This is a genomic window from Arthrobacter sp. CAL618 (assembly GCF_000468215.1).
In the GTDB taxonomy this organism is placed as follows: Bacteria; Actinomycetota; Actinomycetes; order Actinomycetales; family Micrococcaceae; genus Arthrobacter_D.
The window spans coordinates 70,215-84,785 of record NZ_ASZW01000246.1 but is presented as its reverse complement, the minus strand read 5'-3'; the positions used below and the strand labels follow the sequence as shown (position 1 = coordinate 84,785).

At 63.4% G+C, this 14,571-nt stretch carries 13 protein-coding genes and 1 pseudogene; 7 read left to right on the top strand and 7 right to left on the bottom strand.

The genetic code is table 11. The features are described 5' to 3' along the window. The first annotated feature begins 121 nt into the window (after positions 1-121). From K728_RS0114940 to K728_RS0114920, 5 genes and pseudogenes are all read left to right on the top strand, one after another. Entirely contained in the window at positions 122-889 is a 768-nt protein-coding gene (locus K728_RS0114940) for a DeoR/GlpR family DNA-binding transcription regulator (protein ID WP_019483946.1), read from the top strand. Continuing rightward, positions 886-1,908, top strand: coding sequence for a 1-phosphofructokinase family hexose kinase (locus K728_RS0114935; protein WP_019483947.1), 1,023 nt, complete (start codon positions 886-888; stop codon positions 1,906-1,908). The genes K728_RS0114940 and K728_RS0114935 overlap by 4 nt, the downstream gene beginning before the upstream one ends. Beyond that, positions 1,896-3,967, top strand: a pseudogene (locus tag K728_RS19610) (PTS fructose transporter subunit IIABC). The gene K728_RS0114935 and the pseudogene K728_RS19610 overlap by 13 nt, the downstream one beginning before the upstream one ends. Positions 3,968-3,990: 23 nt before the next feature. Beyond that, on the top strand, positions 3,991-5,691 hold the full coding sequence (ptsP, locus tag K728_RS0114925; protein WP_024477182.1) for a phosphoenolpyruvate--protein phosphotransferase: 1,701 nt from the start codon (positions 3,991-3,993) through the stop codon (positions 5,689-5,691). A 24-nt stretch (positions 5,692-5,715) separates the two neighbouring features. After that, complete coding sequence (locus tag K728_RS0114920) at positions 5,716-5,991, top strand: HPr family phosphocarrier protein (protein ID WP_024477181.1); 276 nt, start codon at positions 5,716-5,718, stop codon at positions 5,989-5,991. A gap of 12 nt (positions 5,992-6,003) precedes the next feature. Here the strand turns inward: K728_RS0114920 and K728_RS0114915 are convergent, their stop codons facing one another. The 3 genes from K728_RS0114915 to K728_RS0114905 are packed head-to-tail and all read right to left on the bottom strand — an operon-like array spanning position 6,004 to position 9,099. Next, positions 6,004-7,560, bottom strand: a complete 1,557-nt coding sequence (locus K728_RS0114915) for a tripartite tricarboxylate transporter permease (RefSeq protein WP_019483951.1) — start codon at positions 7,558-7,560, stop codon at positions 6,004-6,006. Continuing rightward, the gene (locus K728_RS0114910; protein ID WP_024477180.1) at positions 7,553-8,098 is read right to left on the bottom strand and encodes a tripartite tricarboxylate transporter TctB family protein; all 546 of its coding nucleotides are present in this window, start codon (positions 8,096-8,098) and stop codon (positions 7,553-7,555) included. The genes K728_RS0114915 and K728_RS0114910 overlap by 8 nt, the downstream gene beginning before the upstream one ends. A 5-nt stretch (positions 8,099-8,103) precedes the next feature. Then, on the bottom strand, positions 8,104-9,099 hold the full coding sequence (locus K728_RS0114905) for a Bug family tripartite tricarboxylate transporter substrate binding protein (protein ID WP_019483953.1): 996 nt from the start codon (positions 9,097-9,099) through the stop codon (positions 8,104-8,106). Between the two features lie 192 nt (positions 9,100-9,291). Here K728_RS0114905 and K728_RS0114900 point away from each other — a divergent pair, with 192 nt between their 5' ends. Next, complete coding sequence (locus K728_RS0114900; RefSeq protein ID WP_443110997.1) at positions 9,292-10,845, top strand: ATP-binding protein; 1,554 nt, start codon at positions 9,292-9,294, stop codon at positions 10,843-10,845. After that, entirely contained in the window at positions 10,842-11,579 is a 738-nt protein-coding gene (locus tag K728_RS0114895) for a response regulator (RefSeq protein WP_051317706.1), read from the top strand. Before K728_RS0114900 ends, K728_RS0114895 begins: the two co-directional genes overlap by 4 nt. A 166-nt stretch (positions 11,580-11,745) precedes the next feature. Here K728_RS0114895 and K728_RS19605 read toward each other — a convergent pair whose 3' ends face one another. The 4 genes from K728_RS19605 to K728_RS20240 all read right to left on the bottom strand — a co-directional run bounded on the left by K728_RS19605 (position 11,746) and on the right by K728_RS20240 (position 14,425). Further along, positions 11,746-12,468, bottom strand: coding sequence for a hypothetical protein (locus tag K728_RS19605; protein ID WP_024477177.1), 723 nt, complete (start codon positions 12,466-12,468; stop codon positions 11,746-11,748). After that, entirely contained in the window at positions 12,465-13,199 is a 735-nt protein-coding gene (locus tag K728_RS0114885) for a hypothetical protein (protein ID WP_024477176.1), read from the bottom strand. The genes K728_RS19605 and K728_RS0114885 overlap by 4 nt, the downstream gene beginning before the upstream one ends. A gap of 159 nt (positions 13,200-13,358) precedes the next feature. Continuing rightward, a complete protein-coding gene (locus tag K728_RS0114880) occupies positions 13,359-13,598 on the bottom strand; it encodes a hypothetical protein (protein WP_024477175.1) in 240 nt (79 codons plus the stop codon). A 203-nt stretch (positions 13,599-13,801) separates the two neighbouring features. Further along, positions 13,802-14,425 (bottom strand): hypothetical protein, encoded by a 624-nt coding sequence (locus tag K728_RS20240; RefSeq protein ID WP_024477174.1) that lies wholly within the window; start codon positions 14,423-14,425, stop codon positions 13,802-13,804. Positions 14,426-14,571: the final 146 nt, after the last annotated feature.

The following is a 14,571-nucleotide window of genomic DNA, read 5'->3' as shown; positions in this document are numbered from 1 at the left end:
CCGGCCCGGCCGATGGCGCTTTTTTCTGCCAAAAAATGATTGACAAACAAAGATAAACACAGATATAGTCACTCAATCAGACATTTATTGTGATGGTAGTCACCGCCGCAAGGAGGCCGCAGTGTTCGCCGAAGAACGCCATAGCAAGATCGCCACAATCGCCCTAGCCGAAGGCCGCGTCAGCGTCGCCGAACTAGCTGAACGCTTTAACATCACCAGGGAGACAGTCCGGCGCGACCTGGCACTGCTCGAAGATGCTGGGGTGTTGCGCCGGGTCCATGGGGGCGCGGTCACAGGTGGCTACAGCAGCACCAGTGAATTGAGCCTAAACAGCCGCGCAGGCCAACATCAGAACGAAAAGGCACGCATCGCCAAGGCCGCCCTCGCCATGATTCCCGACGCCGGATCAATAGTCCTCGATGCTGGCACCACTACCGGTCACCTCGCCGAACTGTTGGCACACGAGGCCAGAGCCGGCCTCGTGGTCATCACCCACGCCGTTCCCATCGCTCAGTCGATTGCGTCCTCCAATCTGCACCTTGAACTGGTCGGCGGGAGGGTGCGGGGCCTCACGAGCGCCGCTGTCGGGAGCCACACCATCGATCGTTTTCACGGCTACCGCCCCGATATCGCCTTCATCGGGGCGAACGGCGTTCACTCGACCTTTGGACTGAGCACACCCGACCCCGACGAAGCTGCAGTCAAAACCGCCATAGTCAGGTCGGCGCGCCGCGTCATCGCGGTGGTGGACGCGTCGAAACTGGAGCAGGAAACTCTCGTCGGCTTCGCTTCCCTGACCGACATTGACACCCTGGTTACCGACCGGACACCCCCCTCCGTCCTGGCCGCAGCTCTGGCCGACGCTGACGTAGAGGTGGTGGTCGCGTGATCATCACCCTGACGGTAAATCCCAGCCTCGATCGGACTGTTGAACTTGCCGATGAACTGATGCGCGGTGGCGTGCAGCGTGCCACCAACGCGCATCAGGAATCCGGGGGCAAAGGCGTCAACGTCTGCCGCGCCCTCAATGCCTCAGGCGTGGCGTCGACAGCTGTGCTCCCTGGAGATCCCGACGACCCGGTGCTCGCAGGCCTCCGCGCCGCTGGCGTACCGTTCCGGAACGTACCGATCGGCACCCCACTGCGCAGCAACATCACCCTCACGGAACCTGACGGCACCACCACCAAAATCAATGAGCCCGGGCCGGCTCTCGGATCGACCGAGCTTGCCCACCTGCTGGAAACGGTGGTCTCTGAATGCTCCGGCGCTGCCTGGCTGGTTCTGGCCGGTTCGCTCCCGCCGGGAGTCCCGACCACGTTCTACGCGACAGTGATCCAGGCGGTCAGGGCGCGCTACCCCGACAACCCACCACTGATCGCTGTCGATTCCTCCGGTGCGCCCCTCATCGACACCCTTGCGGCAAACGTTTTGCCGGATCTGCTGAAACCCAACGCCGAAGAGCTTGCCGAACTGAGCGGCGTGGCCGACGGCGACGCCCTTGAGGCCGACTCCACCCTCGCTGCCTCAGCTGCGGCAGCTTTGGTGGGCGCTGGAGTCGGCACTGTCCTCGCGACACTCGGAGCACGGGGCGCCCTTCTGGTGACCGCCGCTGAGGCATGGGAAGCGACTCACCCACCGGTCGCCGCGCGGTCCACCGTCGGGGCGGGTGACTCGGCCCTTGCCGGCTACCTTCTGGCACACACTGCTGGCGGAACGCCCGAACAGAGCCTCCGCCAGGCGGTGGCCCACGGATCAGCCGCCGCTGCGCTGCCCGGTTCAACAGTTCCAGCTCTCAATCAAACGACTCCGGAGGCCGTCACCACCCGGCGGCTTCCCCTCCACAATGCACCAACCGACACACCGCTCAATGCACCACTTCCAAAGGAGGAAGATCAATGGCACAGCTGATAACCACCGACCTTGTCACACTGGATCAGGATTTGGGTTCTGACCGTCAGCAGGTGATCCGCCGACTCGCGGATCAGGTTGCTGCCACCGGCAGGGCAACCGGCGCTGACGGACTTTACGCCGATGCACTGGCCCGGGAAGAGAAGACCGCCACGGGTATACCGGGCGGCATCGCTATCCCCCACTGCCGGTCAACCTCGGTCACCGAGCCCACCCTCGCAATGGCCAGGCTTAACCCCGCCGTAGACTTCGGCGCCAAGGACGGCCCCGCCGATCTCGTGTTCTTCATCGCGGCCCCCGACGGCGCTGACCAGGAACACCTGCAGCTGCTCTCCAAACTGGCGCGATCGCTGATCAAAAAAGATTTCACTGCGGCCCTTCGCGCCGCGGCAACGCCCCAGGACATCGTTGACCTTGTTCAGGGTGCCCTCGACGCCGGTCCTCGCAAGAGCGCCCAGTCCGCGGACGCACTGTCCACAGCGGCATCAGGAAGCACGCCCGGAGAATCAACCGCGGCGCCCACCGGCACCCCACCATCGGCACCTCGCCGNGGCTCGTCGCCGTAACCGCGTGCCCCACCGGCATTGCCCACACCTATATGGCCGCCGATTCCCTGGTCGCCGCAGCCAAGGAGCGCGGGGTCGATCTTCAGGTCGAAACCCAGGGTTCCTCTGGCGCCACACCCCTCCCGCCGGAGGTGATCGCGGCTGCCGATGCGGTGATCTTCGCTGTCGACGTCGACGTGCGGGACAGGAACCGTTTCGCCGGGAAGCCAGTTATCACCTCACCGGTCAAGCGCGGCATCGACGAACCCGGCGTCATGGTCGACGAGGCGCTCGCTGCCGCTGACAACCCCAACGCACGACGCGTGCAGGGGTCAACCGACTCCGAGTCACAGCAGACCGACGACGGCGGCGGCGGCGAGGGTGTGGGGCGTCAACTCAAGCGGGCACTCCTCACCGGCGTCAGCTACATGATCCCCTTTGTTGCAGGTGGCGGTCTCCTGATTGCACTTGGCTTCCTCCTCGCCGGCTACGAAATCGCGCTGTCGAATGATGAGGGCGTGGGTAACGGCGACGCGATGCTCGCCCAGTACACCCTGCTCAACCTGCCACCAGAGGGCCTTGCGGTCTTCCTCGGCGCGGTGTTCTTCAAGATCGGAGCCCTGTCGATGGGCTTCCTGATCCCGGCCCTCGCTGGTTACATTGCCTACGCACTGGCGGACCGGCCAGGTATCGCACCGGGCTTTGTCGCTGGCGCAGTGGCAGGCTTTATGGGCGCCGGGTTCCTGGGCGGCATCGTCGGCGGTCTGCTGGCGGGCTACATCGCCATGATGATCGGACGGATCAAGGTGCCACGCTGGCTCCGAAGCCTGATGCCGGTGGTCATCATTCCGCTACTCGCCTCTATCGCGGCTTCAGGTTTGATGATCCTGGTTCTCGGCGGTCCAATCGCCTCGCTGACCAACGCTTTGAACGACTGGCTTTCCGGCATGACCGGCGCGGCAGCGGTCCTCCTTGGGGTAATCCTGGGACTCATGATGGCCATCGACCTGGGCGGACCAATCAACAAGGTCGCCTACTCATTCGCCGTCGCCGGTCTCGGAGCGGGAGCCGTCGCCAACCAGGCGCCGTGGCAGATCATGGCCGCTGTAATGGCAGCCGGCATGGTCCCACCCCTGGCCATGGCACTCGCCACCGTCCTGGACCGCCGCCGCTTCTCAGTGGCCGAGCGGGAGAACGGCAAGGCAGCCTGGTTGTTGGGTGCGGCCTTCATCTCCGAAGGTGCGATTCCGTTCGCAGCGGTCGACCCATTGCGTGTCATTCCCGCCAGCATGCTCGGCTCGGCGGTGACCGGAGCCATCGTAATGGGCTCCGGTGTCACCTCTCAGGCACCTCACGGCGGCATCTTCGTCTTCTTTGCCATCGGGAATGTCGCTATGTTTGTGTTGGCTATCATTGCGGGCACCATCATTTCGGCTCTCACTGTGGTGGCTCTGAAGCGCTTCGCCACGCGGAAGACCGAAGACACCCCCGTCATCGAGACGGTCGCCGCCTAACCGAAACCCGGGAGGGTACTTCAATGACGAAACTAACCGGAGTCGGGGTTAGCCCTGGCCGAGTGATCGGGCCTGTCCTACAGATGCCTGCCAGTGCAAGGGAACCACACGCAGACGAGCGGTGGGGTTCGGACACGAGCGCCGAGGCGGAGACCGCACGGCTGAAGACGGCCTCCAAGGCCGTCCAGGCCGAGTTGAAGCGGCGCGCCGATGCCGCGACGAAGGACGCAAGTGCAGTGCTGGAGGCGACAGCAATGATGGCCGCCGATCCGATGCTCCTGAAATCGGCGGCCAAACTCATCGCTGCCGGCACCTCAGCCGAACGTGCCGTCTGGGAAGCCGGTTCGGCTGTTGCCGAGATGCTGCTCAGTCTCGGCGGCTACATGGCCGAACGGACCCAGGACGTTCACGACGTGCGGGCGAGGCTGGTGGCCGAACTCCGCGGGCTTCCGGCACCGGGCGTTCCGACCTCCGAGCAACCCTTCATCCTCGCGGCAGAGGACCTTGCTCCGGCGGACACGGCAACCCTCGACTCCAGCCAGGTGCTGGCTCTGATCACCAGCAGCGGCGGCCCTCAGTCCCACACCGCGATCCTTGCCCGCGCGCTGGGCCTCCCGGCAGTGGTGGCCGCAACCGGCGCCGACACCATCGAGGCAGGGACAAGTGTGTACGTCGACGGGGCGGCTGGCACCATCATCACCGACCCCGGCGACGACGAGCGCGCCGCGGCGGACCGCTGGGTCGAACAGGCCGCCGCACTCGGGACGTTCAATGGGACGGGTGCCACCGCCGACGGACACCTGGTGCCGCTACTGGCGAACGTTGGATCCGGCAAGGATGCTCGCGCTGCAGCAGCTGCTGGGGCCGAAGGTGTAGGCCTGCTCCGTACCGAGTTCTGCTTCCTGGATCGTGAGACCGAGCCCAGCGGCGAAGAGCAGGCGTCAGCGTACCGGGAGGTGTTCGACGCGTTCCCGGGCCGCAAGGTGGTGGTCAGAACACTCGACGCGGGCGCTGACAAACCGCTACCGTTCCTCACCGACGCCTCGGAGCCCAACCCTGCGCTGGGAGTGAGGGGATACCGGACCGGATCCGTCAGCCCCGGCGTGCTGACCCGCCAGCTTCAGGCGATCGCCCGGGCCGCCGCCGACACGAAGGCGGAGGTATGGGTGATGGCACCGATGATCTCAACTGCCGCCGAGGCGAAATCCTTCGGTGAAATGTGCCTGGCCGAGGGCCTCGACCAGCCCGGCGTGATGGTCGAAGTACCCTCGGCTGCGCTGACGTCCGAAGCCATCCTGCAGCATGTGGGGTTCGCCTCGCTGGGAACGAATGACCTCACCCAGTACACGATGGCCGCCGACCGGCAGCTGGGACAGTTGGCCACCCTCAACGACTCCTGGCAGCCTGCCGTGCTGCAGCTGATCAAACTCACGGTCGCCGGCGCCGAATCGGCAGCCGCAGGCACGGCGGNGGACGCGAAGCCGGTGGGGGTGTGTGGCGAGGCTGCAGCTGACCCCGCCCTCGCCGTCGTGCTGGTGGGATTGGGAGTTCAGACTCTCTCCATGTCAGCCCGATCGCTCCCCACCGTCGCTGCGGTTCTCGCCTCAGTGACCCGCACCGAAGCCCAGGAGCTGGCGGCGCTAGCCCTCGCCGCTCCAACAGCCGACCTCGGACGCACCGCCGTCCGTGAACGGCTCCCCATTCTGGAAACCCTGGGCCAGTAAGCGCCCCAACCAAGGAGGAACCCTATGTCAGAACGCAAAGCCACAGTCGCGAGCCGTGTCGGCCTGCACGCAAGGCCCGCAGCAATCTTCGCTGAGGCGGCAGGTGAGCTCCCACTGGAAGTCACCATCGCCATGGAGGGTGAACCAGCTGAAGATGCGATGGATGCGTCAAGCATCCTGTCGCTGATGGGCCTCGGGGCCTCCCACGGCGACGTCGTCGTCCTTCGTGCAGACGGCGACGGTGCCGAGGAGGCCCTCGAGGGCCTGGCGCAGATCCTGGAGACAGACCACGACGCCTAGGCGGATTTACGCCTAGGCTCGGGCCTGGTCTCCCCCTCCGCTGGTGACCGAGTCTTCAGCCATTGATGATTCCATCGCCTTCTGGCGCTTCTTCATCCAGAACGACAGGGCGAAGATGAGCGCGAGGGTCGCGTAAATCACCGCCGCAATCGGTGAGGTAATCAACGCGGTCGGATCACCCTGCGAGATGGCCATGGACCGACGGAGCTGATCCTCGAAGATGGGACCGAGGATCAGCCCCACCACCAGCGGCGCGATCGGGTAACCATAGCGCCGCATGAAAAACCCGAGAATCCCGATGATCAGTAGAATCCAGACATCCACCGGCGTGAAGTTCACCGAGAACGCCCCTAGTGCTGCGAACACCAGGATCCCTGCGTACAGGTAGGGACGGGGGATCTGAAGAATCTTCACCCATAGCCCCACCAGCGGCAGGTTCAACACCAGTAGCATCAGGTTGCCGACGTAGAGGCTGGCAATCAGGGCCCAAACCAGCGCGCCCTCGACCTCGAACAGCAGGGGGCCAGGCTGGATCTGGTACCGCTGGAAGGCCACCAGCATTATCGCCGCCGTAGCGGTGGTGGGGATACCCAGCGTTAGCAGCGGAACCAGCACACCCGCAGCGGCAGCGTTATTGGCCGATTCGGGACCGGCAACTCCCTCGATGGCACCCTTTCCGAACTGGGCCTTGTCCTCCCCCTTGGCGAGCTTGCGTTCAGCCGCGTAGGAGACGAAGGTGGCGACGTCGGCGCCGCCTGCCGGAATGGTCCCGATGGGGAACCCGATGAAAGTGCCCCGCAACCAGGGCTTCCAGGACCGGCGCCAGTCCTCCCGCTTCATCCACTTCCGCCAGTTGCCACTGACCGGGATCACATCGACCGACCCGTGGCGCATCCGTGAAGCGATGTAGAGTGCCTCACCCATCGCGAACAGCGCCACAGCGACCAGCACCACGTCGATACCGTCGGTGAGGAACGGATTGCCAAAGGTGTAGCGCTGCTGGGCGGTCAGAGCGTCAACACCAACCAGGGCAAGGAACAAACCGATGCACAATGATGCGAGCCCGCGCAGCACCGAGGCACCCAGCAGCGCGCCGACGGTAAGGAAGGCGACGACCATCAGGGCAACGTATTCAACCGGGCCAATCCGAACCGCGAACTCGGCGAGCATCGGAGCGAGGAAGGTCAGCAGCACGGTGGCAATGGTGCCCGCGACGAACGAGCCGAGCGCCGCCGTCGCCAGCGCGGCCGCTCCGCGACCCGCTTTCGCCATCTTGTTACCCTCAAGGGCAGTGACCACGGACGCCGATTCACCCGGCGTGTTGAGCAGGATCGACGTCGTTGACCCGCCGTACATGCCGCCGTAGTAGATCCCGGCGAACACAATAATGGCGGCAGTCGGGTCGAGGCTATACGTGATGGGCATCAGCAGCGCGATAGCCATCGCCGGGCCGATACCGGGTAGCACCCCAACCGCAGTACCCACGAGCACTCCACCCAGGGCAAACAGCAGGTACATCGGCTGCATGGCAACCGAGAAACCCTCCATCAGGGCCATGAAGTTATCCATTGAAGATCTCAACCCCTTCCAGGAGGAACCCGGCGGGCAGCGAGACGCCCAGGAGACCGGCAAACACGAACTGCAGCACCAACGCCATGACGACGGCGATCACCGCGTTCCGCCACCACGACAGGCTGCCCAGGGTCCAACTGGCCCCGAAGAACAGGACCGCAGCGGCAACCGGCCAGCCTGCTGGCACGATAAGCAGAATGTGCAGCGCCACGAACCCAACCAGCTTGGCAACCGTCAGCCAGTCGGTTTTCGCGTTGGGGTCCACGTCTTCGCCCTCCTCGGGGGCGCCTCGACGGCCCCTCAGCAGCTGAATGATGATGGCGGTGCCAAGGAAAATCAGCAGACCTGACACGATGAAAGGGAATTCGCGGGGGCCAATACCGGTGGCTGACGGCGGCATCTTGATGCCTGCGCCGGCAACAAACCCGACAATGCCGAGGCTGAGGACCCCCGCCGCGAAAATGATTTCTCCGATGGGCCGACCGACAGCGGTGTCAACGCCGCCGGTCTGTGCCTCTGGTGGGTGAGTGCTCATAACGGCTACAGCAGACCGATGTCTGTCAGGGTGGTCTTGACCGTCTCGATGTCCTCGTCGAGGAACGTCTGGAACTCCTCGCCGACGAGGAAAGCATCAGCCCAGTTGTTCTCGGTCAGAGTCTCCTGCCACGATTCGGTTTCGTGGAGTTCGGTGATCAGCTCGGTCAGGACGGCTGCCTGCTCCTCGTCGATCGTGCCTGGAGCGACGACGCCGCGCCAGTTGGTCAGAACCACGTCAATGCCCTGATCGGTCAGGGTCTCAACCTCGGGCACCTGACCGGCAGGTTCCTCGCCGGAGACTGCCAGCGCGCGAACCGTTCCGGCTTTGACCTGTTCAGCGTATTCGCCGACACCTGAGATACCAGCCGATACCTGGTTGCCCAGCAGCGCAGCCAACGATTCGCCGCCGCCGGAGTACGGGATGTAGTTGAGCTTGTCGGGGGCTACTCCCTCGGCCTCGAGGATCATTCCCGCGAGAATGTGGTCCGCGCCGCCAGCCGACCCGCCAGTGACCGATACTGCCTGCCCGTTCTCGTCAATGTCAGTAACCAGGTCTTCAATGGTCTGGTACGGGGAATCGGCTGGTACGACGACGATCAGCGGCTCGTCAGTGAGCCGCGCAATTGGGGTGGTGTCCTCAATCCGGGTTTCCGCGGAGTTGGTCTCCACTGCACCCACCATGACGTAGCCCATCACCATGAGGGTGTTGGGGTCCTGTTCGGTGGCGAGCTGGGCGAGGCCGTTGGTGCCACCGGCGCCGCCGACGTTGACCACTGAGGCGCTCCCGACCAGCTCGTTTTCCTCGAGATCGGCCTGGATGGCCCTTCCGGTCTGGTCCCAGCCACCGCCTGGATCGGCGGGAACCACGATGTTCAGGCGGTCTATGCCGCCTTCGGGGGTTTCGGCACCGCTGTCACCGCACGCCGACAAGGCCAATACCGATACGGCCGCCGCAGCGACCAAAGCTGAACTTCGCTTCATTGGGCGATCAAGCTTCATGATGAATTCCTTTCCTGGGCGTGATGCAGATCACCAAGCCGTCCGGTTCATCGTAGGGAGCGATGGTCCAGCGGGGAAGAATGTGGACATAACGCGCGTATTGGTCATTACGGTCATGGGGTGCACGGCGTCGAACGGGCTCTGACGTGCCAAAATAGCTTCATGATCCAGTCAATGTCGCTTAGGTCACAGTTGTTTCTGCTGCAGCTGTCGATCGTGCTGATCATTGTTCTCATCGCTGGGTCAGTGGCAATCCGAATGCAGGAGCAGCAGATTCGCGATGCGTACGAATCGCGCATGGTTGGGGTCGCGCAATCGGTGGCGCAACTGCCCACCATCATCGAGGCGTTCGACGACGAACGTCCCAGCGACACCATCCAGCCGATAGCCGAACTGATTGCCCAGTCAACCAACGTCACCTACGTGGTGGTCACCGATGACTCAGGGATCCGCTACTCACATCCAAACCCGGAAATGATCGGGAGCATGGTCTCCACTGACCCCTCAGTTCCATTGTCGGGTGAAACTTTCGTGGGCACCCAGACAGGAACGCTGGGAGAGTCGTGGCGCGTGAAGGTCCCCATCTTCGATGCCGACGGCTCGGTGATCGGTACCGCTTCGGTGGGAATCCTCGAGTCCCGGCTCAGCCAGGACCTTCAGGAGGATCTGCCCCAGTTGTTGATCTGGCTGATCGCTGCGGCCCTGATGGGATCGGCAGGAGCCATTTACGTGTCCCGCTTGGTCTGGCGCCGGATCTACAAACTCGAACCTGAAGAAATTGCCACCCTGCTCGAGACCAGGGACGCCATGCTCCACGGCATCGGCGAAGGAATGGTGGCCGTCGACGAACGCGGGAACCTGGCACTCATCAACGATGAGGCGCGGCGGCTGCTGGGTCTTGATGACTCGGCCGTTGGGCGACCCATCGATGAAGTGCTGGAGCCAGCCCTCGGCGGGATGCTCGATTCGGACGGGGCGATGGAAACCACAGTGCTGGTGGGCGAACGGGTGCTGCTGGCCCAGGCCAACCGCGCGGTTGTTGACGGTAGACGAGTGGGTAGCGTGCTGATCCTCCGGGACCGCACCGAATTGCACCAGCTACTGCAGGACCTGGACGGTGCCCGGGATGTGACCCAGGCGTTGCGCGTGCAGGCCCACGAGTTCTCCAACAAGATGCACGTCATTTCCGGTCTGCTGGAACTCGGCCGGACCGAACAGGCAGTTGATTTCATCACCCGTTCGGGGCACGGTGGATCAGTGGTCTCCGGCGACCTCTGCCCGGGAATCACCGACCCCGACGCCGCGAGCCTGCTGATGGCGAAGAGTACGATCGGTGAGGAAAAGAACATCCAGGTGATTGTTGACGGGAATTCGACGTTAAATCCCGACGGGACCACCGACCAGGTGACCATCCTCGGAAATTTGATCGACAATGCGATGGAGGCGATCGTCTCGAACGGGACGATCCATATTTCGACGATAGCCAACGAGGCGGGGTGTGTGATCACGGTGTCCGACGACGGACCAGGCGTCCCGGAGTCTGCGCGGCAGCAGATCTTCGAAAGCGGCATCACCACCAAGGCCGACGGCCCATCAGCTGCCCGAGGGTTTGGGCTATCACTGGTTCAGCGGGTGACTGAACGCCGGAAGGGTGAGATTTCCGTGACCGATTCCCCACTCGGGGGTGCAGAGTTCAGGGTCAGCCTCGCCCCTGCGCCGGTCGCAGTGGGCGTGGAGCGCCAGTGACACAATTGATCCGCACCGCAGTCATCGATGATGACCGGGAGGTAGCTGGGATCCATACCGGGTTCCTGCTGGCCCATGGGGGGTTTGACGTGGTCGGCGTTGCCTACAACGGAACCGACGGGTTGCAGCTAATTACCAACGACCGACCAGAGTTGGTGCTGCTGGATATTCACCTGCCGGATCTATCGGGTATTGAGGTGCTACGCGCGGCCCGGAATTTACCAGGCGACCCCGTGGACATCATTGCGATTACCGCTGCCCGTGAACTCGAGACGGTGCGCGCTGCGATGGCCAGTGGTGTGCTGCACTACCTGGTGAAGCCATTCAACTCGAAGGTCCTACTGGAACGTCTTGATCAGTATGTTGCCCATCGGCGCAGCATCCTCGAACACAGTGCCGGGGGGTCTCCTACGCTCGATCAGGCGGGAATTGACTCGCTCTTGGGCCCCGCGCAGGAGCAACGGGGAGCGGTCGGTGGATCTCGATCGTCGCAAGCAATGCTCCCGCCTATCCTCCCGAAAGGGCTATCCGGTCCCACCCTTGCTGCAGTGATCGGTGATCTCCGGTCGGCCCCTGAAGGGTCGTCGGCATCGGAGGTTGCCCTGAGACTCGGGTTGGCGAGGGTGAGCGCTCGTCGCTATCTCGAGTACCTGGTGGCTCGGGAACAAGCGAAGATCACGCCCAAATATGGCACCGCGGGCCGGCCGGAGAAACGCTACGCCTGGACCGGCTGACACCCAAAGAGCGGGTAGGTGCGTCCACCCGTTCTAATGGACGCCCCACCCCGCTCTGTAGCTCCGCCGTCCCCCACGGCAAGCGGAGTTACACAATCATAATTTTGCCACACGATGATGAAAACGTGAATACCCAGGGGGTAATCAATCACAAAAACGTCAAAAATCACGCCAGCTGATTGGTGCGCGGCGACAACTCGGTCCGCCTTCGTGACGCCCAAATGATCGTCAGGCCGCTCGTCACCAGCACGATCGCGCCGAAGGGCAGACCAATCTCCCAGACCCCAAGGCGCGTCCCGGGCACGAGGCTGACCACTGCAAAGACCACAACTGCTCCGAACCCGACGGCCAGCAGCGCCGATGCGCTCCGGTGCGCGGGCCGCCCGGCAGGATCCGCGAGGTCTTTAAGGGCGGGCAGGACCAGGCAGGCTGCGACGTAACCCGGGTAGAGCCTCCCGGCCTCCGCGTAAAGACGAACCGTTTCCTGACCCCCGTAGGCGAACAGGCCAGTAGAGCTTTCCGGGAGGTCGCTCATCGCAAAGAGTACGACGGTAGCCAGAACGATCACTGCCAACACTGTGACGCCAATTGGACCGACGATAAGCCAGCGCGTACGTGGCGACCTGAACGCCGCGGCGATGCGGAGACCAAGCAGCACGAAAACCGCATACAGGGAGAGCCTGATGATGAGGTTCGCAATGTTGATTCCGCCAAGAAACCGGTCACAGGGGAGGTAAATCTGCGGCAAGCTCAGCCCCACGGCAATTACCAGCAGCACCAGAGCAGTGAAAATCCCCCGCCCCCGCCCGCGGATAGCGTCAGGAAGGCGCAGCAGGACAAACGCTATGCAAAGCCCCAGCACTATCCACTGGATCACTTGCCCATTCATCCGAGGTTCTCCCAAAGGTTCTGATCTCGGCTATTGGCTAGCTCGAGCTTCTTCAATGACTTGCCCAGCACATCAAGCCGGTCGCGGGCCAGCAGCACAAGGTCTGCATCGGACAACATACCCAACGCCCGATTCCGGCCGTCGGCTGGCCACCCGCCCTCAGCCGAGGTGAGGAGGCTCGTTACGACCAACCCGCTGGTGAGAGAGACTTCCGCGACCCGCGCAGCCTCGACAGCGAGTTCAGGGGTCAGCCGGCCAGCAGTGAGCTGGGCCGATAAATTCTGCGGAGCAATCCCTGCCCTGGCGGCGAGTCCCTGGCGCAGTTCGCCCCGATCCACGGCGTCAATCCACGCCCGCACCGAATTTCGATGCGGAAACGGTGCCAGCTCAAACCGGACTTCGCGGCCCGCCTCTTCTTCATCCTGGCTACGGGCCACAAGGAGTCTCAGAATATCGATGTGTGAAACCTGGCTGACCAGCTCTGCGTCGGTTGGCTCCCGGATCCCTGTGGGCAGGTCCCGGTAACCATCGAAATTGCCGAGCTCCTGTGCTGGGTTCAGGCCGTAGGCTCGGGCACTGCTGACGACGGTCCCGATCGCCACCTTCCCCCGAACCAGCTGCTGGCCGAGGGTGGATCTCTTGATTCCTGCCTTGCGGCAAAGGTCCGCGACGGTATCCTCGGGTGCGACCCGAGCACGCCACAGCTGAAATGACTTAGCTGTGACTGCCATTACAACCTCTCAATTGGACTTCCAGTACAAAATTTGAAGTATACTGAGATCGCTGGCTCCCCATTCTGCGATTCCCCCATACGCAGAACGCGGAGCCAGTCTCAATTTAACGGCCAGCCCCATTTCGGGTCGGTGACACCGCCGTCTCGGGGCGACGGCCTACCAGCGAGCCTTCTTCTCGGTCTTGCCCTGCTTCCCACTGCGGTGAACCGGTTGGTGGTTGGGCCCGGTGCTCCGCGATCCCGCCAGCTTCCCGAAGTCTGGGTTCTTTTTCTCCAGTGCAAGCTTGGCCCGTGGGTCGTCCTGAAGCTTTTTTGCCGCCGAGTCCGATAAATGTATCGACAGTTCGTCGGTCTGGTCTTGGGCATTACTGGTGTGGTTTTTCGCTTGGTCGGTCATGGTAATCCTTAAATAGTCGACCGCCGAACTGGATTCAACGGCCACTGGGTGAGTAAGAAACGTCGCTCGGAGGCACGGCCTCGACGAGCATGGTTTTCGGTAGGCAGCAGGTAATCCCTGAGGGACTACTCGAAAATTAATGTTCTCATGTGCCTAAACTTACACGCTGCCCAGCAGCTCGGCCAGAGCCGCCCGGAGACTGACTAGATGGATTTGCCGGTGGCCGGTAGCTCGCGCCCCGTCGGGTCGGTCCGGATAACCCCGGCGGCCGTCTCGGCGGCCCGTAGTGCCGCCTCCAGCCCTGCTACGGCCCTTTCATACTCGGAGCTGCCGACGTCGCCACCCTCGAACTGCTCCCGCAACAGCGCCGCCGCACGCATCGAACGGATCAACTGTGAGGTGTCGCTACGGCTGAGGTCAGTCATCGCCGGGAAGTCGATTACCGCGGCCGGATCCAGCTCATAGGTGACCCACTGCTGCAGGACTCTCTCGTGCCTGGTCCGCAGACCTTCGCGCACCTCCCGAATCTCCTCGGCCAGGACCCTGCGCCGACGTTCACGCTCGCCCCGCCACAGCCAGCCCATCGCTACGCCAGCGAAGACCAGTGCCCCTGCGCTGACCAATCCGCCGCTCCCGGGAACTGTTGCTACCGCGCCGATGATGACAAACACGACCGCCAGTAAACCCGAGAATCCGTACCAGAACAGGGAGTCGGCGTCGTCGTTCCGCCTCAGGCACCTGGACAAGGCGAAGGCGGTTGCCGCGGAGAGGATCCCTACCAGCGCAAGGGCAATCGCCGCTTGAAGGATGAAACTGGCAGCATCCATGGGTCGTCCTCTCAGCGGGGGCCGAGGTCTCGAACCGGGTTGGGCCGAAACCGTGGCGCCCAGATGGAATTGCCTACTATCTATTCAAACGCTTAACCCGGTGGAGTCAATCCCGCTTCTCACCTGAAATGCAAAGAATCCCCGCC

Coding starts and splice junctions, on each gene's coding strand:
- K728_RS0114920 (WP_024477181.1), top strand. CDS start 5,716: ATGTCAGAACGCAAAGCCACAGTCGCGAGCCGTGTCGGCCTGCACGCA.
- K728_RS0114915 (WP_019483951.1), bottom strand. CDS start 7,560: ATGGATAACTTCATGGCCCTGATGGAGGGTTTCTCGGTTGCCATGCAG.
- K728_RS0114910 (WP_024477180.1), bottom strand. CDS start 8,098: ATGAGCACTCACCCACCAGAGGCACAGACCGGCGGCGTTGACACCGCT.
- K728_RS0114905 (WP_019483953.1), bottom strand. CDS start 9,099: ATGAAGCTTGATCGCCCAATGAAGCGAAGTTCAGCTTTGGTCGCTGCG.
- K728_RS19605 (WP_024477177.1), bottom strand. CDS start 12,468: ATGAATGGGCAAGTGATCCAGTGGATAGTGCTGGGGCTTTGCATAGCG.
- K728_RS0114885 (WP_024477176.1), bottom strand. CDS start 13,199: ATGGCAGTCACAGCTAAGTCATTTCAGCTGTGGCGTGCTCGGGTCGCA.
- K728_RS0114880 (WP_024477175.1), bottom strand. CDS start 13,598: ATGACCGACCAAGCGAAAAACCACACCAGTAATGCCCAAGACCAGACC.
- K728_RS20240 (WP_024477174.1), bottom strand. CDS start 14,425: ATGGATGCTGCCAGTTTCATCCTTCAAGCGGCGATTGCCCTTGCGCTG.